Genomic DNA, 9593 nt, shown 5'->3' on the forward strand with positions numbered 1-9593 from the left:
TGACGCTGCGTCGATGTCTCGGTGCTGCGGAATGAGTTCTGAACACCATCCCTAGAGAATCGAACATTGAGGGTGGCAACGCCGGCGGCAGCCGGCGGTGTTGGTCAGGCGAGGGCCGCTTGGTGCGCGGCGAGCGGGCGGGAGAACGCGGGGACCGGCAACGAGCCGGTTGACGCGGTGGCGCCCACCTCCAGGGCCACCGTGGCCGGCGGCTGGCGAGTGGTTGCCTGATCAATCAATGAGCGAATATAGGGATTCGCCCGGGCGTGCAGAGGGCGCGCCCGCACAACGCCACCTTCTCAACAAGATTCAACGAAGGCGGATAAGGAAACGTCTGAAAAGTGGCGCCAGACGTGGCGTCGCGTGCAATGCGCCGTTGCGGCGCGCGCCTCAAACGGCCAGCAATTCCTCCGCCACCGTCGGGTGCAGGCCCACCGTGGTCCGCAGGTGCTTCAGGCGCACGCCCATGCGTACCGCCACCGTCAGCGCCTGCACGATCTCGGGCGCGGCGTTGTCGACCACGTGCGCGCCCAGCACGCGCCCGCTGCGCGCGTTGCACACGAGCTTGATCATCGAGGGCGCGGCGGTGCCGGCAAAGCGCTGCTCGAGCGAAACGAAGCGGTGCTCGACCACGTCGATGCGCTCGGCGGCGGCAGCACGCGTATCGCGTTCGGCACGCTCGGGACGGTCGGGCCAGCGTGCCCGCGCCTGCGCCTCGGTCAGGCCGACGGCGGCGATGGCCGGCTCGCAGAACACGGCCGTCGGCACCATCGCCATATCGGGCAGCTTGACCGCCTTGCCAAACAGCCGCTCGGCCACATAGCGGCCCTGCGCGCTCGCCACCGGGGTGAGCTGCGGGCCGCCGCAGACGTCGCCGATGGCATGCACGCCGCGCGAACGTGTACGAAAGTGGCGATCCACCACGATGTGGCCGTGCGGGTCGAGCGTGATGCCCGCCGCGTCCAGGCCCAGCCCGTCGGTGGCGGGCGCGCGGCCGATGGCGGCCACCACGCGCTGCGCGCGCACGATGCGCGGCACGGCGCGGCCGGGTTCGTTCAGGTAGACCGCCACGCCATCGCCGTTGACGCCGCCGTTGACGCCGCTGTTGACGATATCGCGCTCCACGCGCATCACCTCCGCGCCCAGCACCACATCGACCGCATGGCCCGCCAGGGAGGTCGCGGCGGCATCGGACAGCGCGGTGTCGAATTCCGGCAGCAGGCGCGCCTCGCGCACCAGCAGCGTCACGCGCACGCCGAAGCGCGCCAGTGTCGACGCCAGCTCCACCGCGATCACACCGCCACCGACGATGACCAGCGAGGCGGGCAGGCTCTCCCACGCGAACACATCGTCGGAGGTCTGAGCCAGTTCGGCACCAGGTGCGGACAGTGGCACGGGCTGGGCGCCGGTGGCCAGCACGATCTGGCGGGCGCGCAGGGTGCGCTTGCCTTCATCGGTGGCGAGGCGGATGGCGCCGCGCCCGCGCAGGGACGCCACGCCGGGCAGCCATTGCACGCCGGCCTGGGCCAGGTGCGTGCGGGTGGCGTCGTGCAGGCGCGCGACCTCGGCGCGGGTGCGGGTGATGGCGGTCTGCCACGCCTCGCGACTGTGGCCGGCGGCGGCCTGCAGGCAGCGCGCGACCGTCTGCGACCAGGCCGCGCCGTAGCCGAGCAGCTTCTTGGGCACGCAGCCCCGGTGGATACAACTGCCGCCGGCTTGCGCGCGGTCGATGAGCAGCGTGCGCGCGCCGAGCTGCGCGGCATGGCGCGCGGCGGCCAGGCCGGCCGCGCCGGCACCAATCACGATCAGGTCAAACGAAGCAGCAGGGGTTGCGCGCATGGGGCGTCCGTCGGGCGTCCGTGGGATTCGGCCGGCACCTCCATGACGCCGGGTCGGTGGGTCCGCGCACGCGCTGGCGGCGGCGCCCGTCGCCCGGGATGGCAAACGGCGAGCTACGCGGCCATGGCCGAGGCAAACCCGCGTGGAAGTTCGCGCAGGAACGTTTCGCCGTCATGACGGCCGAGCGCATAGGCGTCGCGCATGGCGCCCGGCTTGGTGTAATCCCAACTGGCGATCGGCACCTTGCGCGAGGGCTGCACATAGAAACGGCGCTGCACGCCGCCCGCCACCGGCACATCGATACGGAAGTACGTCGGGCGCGGGTACAGGCGCGTGACCAGTATCAGCACGTCGCCGGGGGTCTGGTCGAGTGCCTGGACGGGCACGTTGTCGACCATGCCGCCGTCGAGCACCGGGCGGCCGCCGCGCCGCAACACCGGCGTGAACGGCGGAGTGGAGGCGGACTGCAGCAGCAGGTCGGCCAGCGCCTCGGGCGTCGGGCAGTCCTGCGCGCGCACGAATTCGGGCGTGAAGCCCAGGCGCCGGCCCAGCGTCGGGTGCAGCGTCTTGCGCACGTGCTTTTCGATGTTGTAGGCAATCAACCCGGCCGCCACGGCCGAGCGCGCACCCAGCCAGCGCGGGATATGCGCCACGCCGATGCGGATCTCGGGCGCCTGTGCCAGCTTGGCCAGCCGGCCCTCGCCGAACACGGTCAGCAGCGCGGTGCGGTACATCCCGTAATGCGGGAACACGCGCTCGCCGCGCAGCAGGTTGCCCCAATGCGCGTTGCGGGTGTTGTGGCGCAGGGCATGGGCGTAGTACTCGATCAGCTCGGCGGAATTCCACGCGTGCAGCATGCACGCCGTCGATGCCCCCGCCGAGATGCCGGTGATCACGCGCGGCTTCAGCGCCAGCGCGGGCTGCACCACATCCCACCAGCCAGCCTGCCACCAGCAGCGGTTGCCGCCGCCGGCAAACACCATCTGATCGAAGACGGGCGCGCTCATGCCGTAGCCCCCATCAGCGCGGGCGACGCCAGCCGCAGCGCGGGCGAATACTTGAGCGTATCGATGCAGGCGTCGACAAAGCGCTCGCGCTTGGCGGCGAGGCTGGACGCATCCGGGTAGAACAGGTAGTCGCCCATGATGCCGCCGAACGACGCGTGGAAATGCGCCACCGCCAGCGGCACGTCCAGGTCGGCGGGCAGCTGCCCGCGCCGCGCCGCCTGGCCGATGATGTGGGTCAGCTTGCCCAGCCCCTCTTCGAAGGATTCCTGCTGGCGCTTGAGGATGGGGCTGGTGTCTTCCACGAACTCGCACTTGTTGAACATGATCTCGAAGACGCGGCGCCAGTGCGCGTCTTCCACCAGTTGCTGCAGCACGTAGTTGGCCACCGTGCGCAACTCGCCCAGCGGGTCGTCGGGCTCGACGTCCAGCGGCGAGCACAGCGTCTCCATCGGCAGCTTGACGCGCTCGCACATGGCGGCAAACACGTCGGCCTTGTTGCGGAAGTGCCAGTAGATGGCGCCGCGCGTCACGCCAGCCGCCTGCGCGATGTCAGAAAGCGATGTACGCGCCACTCCACGTGCGTAGAACACGTCTTCCGCCGCATCGAGGATGCGGTTGCGCGTTTCCAGCGCCTCTTCCTTGGTTCGTCTGACCATGATGCCCTTCACGAAAGCCGGCCCAGATGCGGCCGACGTTCTTCTATTCTGCTTTTGTGCGTCGCACAAGTCTGCGCAACACGCTGTTTCGCAGTGCACAACGTTGCAACGCCCATACCGGACGACAAGGCGCGTGATCTGCGGTGATCTCCCGCGATCCCGCGCCCCTCCGTCACTGCAGGCCATTGCAACGAAGTTGGAAAAAGTGTCAACAAAGGCCCCATTCCGCTCCAAGGCCTTACTTACATACATGCACGAACGTATCTATAATAGCGCGCACTCCGTCTGTTGCACATTGCAACATTCGTCACATCCGGCCTGACCGAGGTTAACGCGCTGCTGCCCGACACCTCAGGCCGCCACGATGAATGTGCGGAGCATCCGCAGCAAGTCGCGCCCCCATTCGCGTAGTTGGGCCCGCTTTGTTGCGACTTCATCGCAAAAGCCATATCGCATGCCACCGGTTACGGCTAGCATCGATCGTTTTCGAATTTGTGTTTTTTGGTTTCGCTCAAGGTTGGCTGCGTCCGCATTCGTTTGCGTGGCTGGCATGGAGCACATCGCTTATCGCCACATGGGGTCCTCTATGACGAACACCCGCCGTTATCACCAACTCGCCGCCGCCGCATTCATGGTGGTGGCACTTGCAGCCTGCGGCAACAAGCAGGCACAAGGGCCGGGCGGCGCCGGCATGCCTCCGACCGCGGTCGGCGTGGTGACCGTGCAGCCGCACGCCGTCGGCCTGACCAGCGAACTGCCCGGCCGCCTGGAAGCCACCCGCGTGGCCCAGGTGCGCGCGCGCGTTGCAGGCATTGTGCTCAAGCGCAGCTACGAGGAAGGCCATGATGTGAAGGCCGGCCAGCCGCTGTTCCAGATCGACCCGGCGCAGTACCAGGCCACGCTCGATAGCGCCAAGGCTCAACTGGCCCGTTCGGAAGCCACCCAGGCCCAGGCGCAGGCCAAGGCCGAGCGCTACAAGCCGCTGGTCGCCACCAACGCCATCAGCAAGCAGGACTACGACGACGCCACCGCCGCCGCCAAGCAGGCCGCCGCCGACGTGGCCGCCGCCCGCGCTGCCGTGGAAACCGCCAAGCTCAACCTCGGCTATGCCAGCGTCACCTCGCCCATCGCGGGCCGTGCCGGCCTGGCGCAGATCACCGAAGGCGCGCTGGTCGGCCAGGGTGACGCGACGCTGCTGACCACCGTGCAGCAGATCGACCCGATCTACCTGACCTTCACGCAGTCGAGCACCGATGTGATGCGTCTGCAGGAAGCGCTCAAGGCCGGCAAGCTGGCGAAGGGCGGCGACGCCGCCGCCAAGGTCACGCTGGTCACCGAAGACGGCCGTGTCTACGCGCAGCCGGGCAAGCTGTACTTCTCCGACCTGACGGTGGACCAAGCCACGGGCACGATCACGCTGCGCGCGATCTTCCCGAACGCCGATCGCACCCTGCTGCCGGGCATGTACGTGCGCGCGCGGCTGGAGCAGGCGGTGGACGAGCAGGCCATCACGGTGCCGCAGCAGGCCGTGTCGCGCAGCCCGGACGGCGCCTCGGTGATGATCGTCGACGAGCAAGGCAAGGTCGCAGTGCGCCCGGTCCAGGCCGATCGCGCAGCCGGCACCGAGTGGATCGTCTCCAGCGGGCTGAAGGCCGGTGACAAGGTGATCGTCGACGGCCTGCAGAAGGTGCGCCCGGGTGCGCCGGTCAAGCCGACGCCGTGGACGCCGGGTGGTGCAGCAGGTGCAGCAGGCGCCGCACAAGGCCAGGGCGCTGCCAGCGCACCGGCCGCCGCCAGCGCCCCCGCAGCCAAGCAGTAAACAAGGAGCCATCGCATGGCAAAGTTTTTCATCGATCGCCCAGTCTTTGCCTGGGTGCTCGCGCTGTTCATCATCGTGGCGGGGTCGATCTCGATCACCCTGCTGCCGATCTCGCAATACCCGACCATCGCTCCGCCGTCGATCATCATCACGGCAACGTACCCGGGCGCGAACGCGAAGACGCTGGACGACTCCGTCACCAGCATCATCGAGCAGGAGATGAACGGTGCGGACGGCCTGCTCTATATGGAGTCGGTCAGCCAGGGCGGTAACGGCCAGGCCACCATCACCGTGACGTTCAAGGCCGGCACCGATCCGGCGCTGGCGCAGGTGGACGTGCAGAACCGCCTCAAGCGCGTGGAAGCGCGCCTGCCCTCGCAGGTGACGCAGCAGGGCGTGCAGGTCGACAAGGCCCGCTCGAACTTCCTGCTGTTCGCCACGCTCGCGTCCAAGGACGGCAAGATGGACCCGGTCGCCCTGGGCGACTACATCTCGCGCAACGTGCTCAACGAAATCAAGCGCGTGCCGGGTGTGGGCCAGGCCATCCTGTTCGGTACCGAGCGCGCGATGCGCGTATGGATCGACCCGGCCAAGCTGGTCGGCTACAAGCTGACCCCGACCGACGTCTACAACGCCATCCGCAACCAGAACGCGCTGGTCTCGGCCGGTACGCTGGGCGACCTGCCCTCCACCTCCGACCAGCCGCTCGCGGCCACGGTCGTGGTGCAGGGCCAGATGACCACCACCGAGCAGTTCGGCAACATCGTGCTGGTGTCCAAGCCGGACGGCTCGCAGGTGCGCGTGAAGGACGTCGCGCGCCTGGAGCTGGGCGGCCAGAGCTACGCCACCTCGGCGCGCATCAACGGCCAGCCGATCTCGGCGATCGGTGTGCAGCTCTCGCCCACCGGTAACGCGCTGGGCACCGCCAAGGCGGTCAAGGCCAAGCTCGAAGAGCTGTCGAAGTACTTCCCGGCGGGCGTGGAATACAAGGTGCCGTACGACACCTCCAAGTTCGTCCAGATCTCGATCGAGGAAGTGGTCAAGACGCTGTTCGAGGCCATGGCGCTGGTGTTCCTGGTGATGCTGCTGTTCCTGCAGAACATCCGCTACACGCTGGTGCCGTCGATCGTGGTGCCGATCTCGCTGCTGGGCGCGTTCGCCACCATGAACGCGATGGGCTTCTCGATCAACGTGCTGACCATGTTCGGCCTGGTGCTGGCGATCGGTATCCTGGTGGACGATGCCATCGTGGTGGTGGAAAACGTCGAGCGGATCATGAGCGAGGAGGGCCTGCCCCCGCGCGAAGCGACCCGCAAGGCGATGGGCCAGATCACGGGCGCCATCATCGGCATTACGCTGGTGCTGATGGCGGTGTTCATCCCGATGGCATTCTTCTCGGGCTCGGTGGGGGCGATCTATCGCCAGTTCTCGCTGTCGATGGTGTCGTCGATCTTCTTCTCGGCACTGATGGCGCTGACGCTCACGCCCGCGCTATGCGCGACGCTGCTCAAGCCGATCGAGAAGGGTGCGCACCACGAGAAGAAGGGCTTCTTCGGCTGGTTCAACCGCATGTTCTCCAGCACCACGACGCGCTACCAGAGCTTCGTCGGCAAGATGCTGCAGAAGACCTTCCGCTACATGGTCATCTACGGCGCGCTGATCGCGGCGGTGGTGCTGCTGTTCATGCGCCTGCCGTCGTCGTTCCTGCCGACCGAGGACCAGGGCTACATCGTCACCAACATCCAGCTGCCGCCGGCCGCCTCGGCCAACCGCACGCTGGACGTGATCAAGCAGGCCGAGGGCTACTACAAGCACGAGAAGGCCGTCGAGAACATGGTGGCGGTGCAGGGCTTCAGCTTCTCGGGCAACGGCCCGAACGCCGGTATCGTGTTCACCACGCTCAAGGACTGGAGCGAGCGCGGCGCTGATCTCTCCGCTGATGCCGTGGCCGGCCGCGCCTTCGGTGCGCTGTTCGGCGGCATCCGCGATGCGATCGTGTTCCCGCTCAACCCGCCGCCGATCCCGGAACTGGGCAACGCAACGGGCTTCACGTTCCGCCTGCAGGACCGCGCGGGCCTGGGCCACGACGCACTGGTCGCCGCACGCAACCAGCTGCTGGGCATGGCCAGCCAGAGCAAGATCCTCAAGGGCATCCGTCCGGAAGGCCTGGAAGACTCACCGCAGTACCAGGTGGATCTCGACCGCGAGAAGGCCAATGCGCTGGGCGTGGCGTTTGCCGACATCAACGCCGTGCTGTCGACGGCGCTGGGCTCGGCCTATGCGAACGACTTCCCGAACTACGGCCGTCAGCAACGGGTGATCGTCCAGGCGGACAAGATCAACCGGATGCAGCCCGAAGACATCATGAACCTGTACGTGCGCAACGGTCAGGGGACGATGGTGCCGATGTCCGCGTTCGCCAAGGGGCACTGGATCGTCGGTCCGGTGCAGCTGGTGCGCTACAACGGCTATCCGGCGATCCGCATCTCCGGCGACGCCGTGCCCGGCAAGAGCACCGGCGAGGCCATGGACGAGATGGAGCACCTGGCAAGCAAGCTGCCGGCCGGCATCGGCTTCGAGTGGACCGGCCAGTCGCTGCAGGAAAAGACCTCCGGCTCGCAGGCGCCGGCGCTGTATGCGCTGTCGCTGCTGGCGGTGTTCCTGGTGCTGGCTGCGCTGTATGAGAGCTGGTCGATCCCGGCGGCGGTGATTCTGGTGGTGCCGCTGGGCGTGCTCGGCGCGCTGCTGGGGGTGACGCTGCGCGGCATGCCCGACGACGTGTACTTCAAGGTCGGCCTGATCGCCGTGGTGGGCCTGTCGGCCAAGAACGCAATTCTGATCATCGAGTTCGCCAAGGACCTGCAGGCGCAGGGCAAGGGCCTGATCGAAGCAACCCTGGAAGCGGTGCACCTGCGCTTCCGCCCGATCATCATGACGTCGTTCGCCTTCATCCTGGGCGTGCTGCCGCTGGCCATTGCGCACGGCGCCAGCTCCGCCAGCCAACGCGCCATCGGTACTGGCGTGATGGGCGGGATGATCACCGCGACGGTGCTGGCTGTGATGCTGGTGCCCGTGTTCTTCGTGGTGGTCCGCAGCATCTTCAAGGGCAGCGAGCGTCAACGCCGCCTGGATGCCGCGCACCGACCGCTGGAAGAGGAAATCTGAACATGCAGAAGACGATGACTTTCCGAACGCCTGCGCTGCTGCCGGCGCTCCTGCTGGCCGCCGGCGTGCTGTCCGGCTGCTCGCTGGCGCCGCGCTATGAACGCCCGGCCGCGCCGGTGTCCGGCGACTACGCGCAGGCCCCGGCGGGCTACGCCACCGCCAAGCCCACCGACGACGCACTGCGCGCCACCGACCTCGGCTGGCGCGAGTTCTTCCCCGATCCGCGCCTGCAGAAGCTGATCGGCCTGGCGCTGGAGAACAACCGCGACCTGCGCATCGCCGTGCTCAACATCGAGGCGGCGCGCGCGCAATACCGCCTGCAGATCGCCGACCTGCTGCCGGTGGTGGGGGCTTCGGCCACCTACACGCGCAGCCTGACGCCGCAATCGATCTCGCAGACCGGCCACGCCATGGAGACCAAGCAGTACCAGCTCGGTGTCGGCATCAGCAACTACCAGGTCAACCTGTTCAGCGTGGGCGACGTGACCAGCTCCGCACGCGCCAGCTACCTCGCCACCGAGGAAGGCCAGCGCGCCGCGCAGATCAGCCTGATCGCGCAGGTGGCCCGCGCCTACCTGAACGAGCGCGCCTACGCCGAGCAGCTCGACCTGGCCCAGCAGACCCTGAAGGGCCGCGAAGACTATTACAAGCTCGCCCAGCAGCGCTTTGACGTGGGCGCCTCGTCGGCGCTGGACCTGCGCCAGAACGAGACGCTGGTGGAATCGGCCCGCGTGGCGGTGGCACAGCTCACGCGCCAGTACGCCCAGGCGACCAACGCGCTGGTGCTGCTGGTGGGCGCGCCGCTGCCGGCCGACCTGCCGGCGCCGACCACGCTGTCGTCCGAGACGCTGGTGACCGACATCCCGGCCGGCCTGCCGTCGGACTTGCTGGAGCAGCGCCCCGACATCCGCCAGGCCGAGCAGAAGCTGATCGCGGCCAACGCCAACATTGGCGTGGCGCGTGCGGCGTTCTTCCCGAGCATCGGCCTGACCTCGAACGTGGGCACCGCCAGCACGGCGCTGCATAACCTGTTCAAGGCCGGGACCGGGCTGTGGTCGTTCGTGCCGAACGTCACGCTGCCGATCTTCGACTGGGGCACGCGCTTCT

At 67.9% G+C, this 9593-nt stretch carries 6 protein-coding genes; 3 read left to right on the forward strand and 3 right to left on the reverse strand.

All coding sequences use genetic code 11. The features are described 5' to 3' along the window. Positions 1 to 390: 390 nt before the first annotated feature. From QZ609_RS20680 to QZ609_RS20690, 3 genes are all read right to left on the reverse strand, one after another. Positions 391 to 1839: an NAD(P)/FAD-dependent oxidoreductase gene (locus tag QZ609_RS20680; protein ID WP_295498945.1), complete on the reverse strand. Its 1449-nt coding sequence runs from the start codon at positions 1837 to 1839 to the stop codon at positions 391 to 393. A 113-nt stretch (positions 1840 to 1952) separates the two neighbouring features. After that, positions 1953 to 2846 (reverse strand): patatin-like phospholipase family protein, encoded by an 894-nt coding sequence (locus QZ609_RS20685; RefSeq protein ID WP_295498948.1) that lies wholly within the window; start codon positions 2844 to 2846, stop codon positions 1953 to 1955. Continuing rightward, on the reverse strand, positions 2843 to 3502 hold the full coding sequence (locus QZ609_RS20690) for a TetR family transcriptional regulator (protein WP_295498950.1): 660 nt from the start codon (positions 3500 to 3502) through the stop codon (positions 2843 to 2845). The genes QZ609_RS20685 and QZ609_RS20690 overlap by 4 nt, the downstream gene beginning before the upstream one ends. A 586-nt stretch (positions 3503 to 4088) precedes the next feature. Here QZ609_RS20690 and QZ609_RS20695 point away from each other — a divergent pair. From QZ609_RS20695 to QZ609_RS20705, 3 genes are all read left to right on the forward strand, one after another. Next, the gene (locus QZ609_RS20695) at positions 4089 to 5321 is read left to right on the forward strand and encodes an efflux RND transporter periplasmic adaptor subunit (protein WP_295498951.1); all 1233 of its coding nucleotides are present in this window, start codon (positions 4089 to 4091) and stop codon (positions 5319 to 5321) included. Between the two features lie 15 nt (positions 5322 to 5336). Next, positions 5337 to 8486 (forward strand): efflux RND transporter permease subunit, encoded by a 3150-nt coding sequence (locus QZ609_RS20700; RefSeq protein WP_295498954.1) that lies wholly within the window; start codon positions 5337 to 5339, stop codon positions 8484 to 8486. Between the two features lie 2 nt (positions 8487 to 8488). Continuing rightward, positions 8489 to 9593 (forward strand): efflux transporter outer membrane subunit (locus QZ609_RS20705; protein ID WP_295498957.1); only part of this gene is annotated, 1105 nt, incomplete at its 3' end.

The sequence above is a fragment of the uncultured Ralstonia sp. genome, from assembly GCA_913056305.1.
In the GTDB taxonomy this organism is placed as follows: Bacteria; Pseudomonadota; Gammaproteobacteria; order Burkholderiales; family Burkholderiaceae; genus Ralstonia.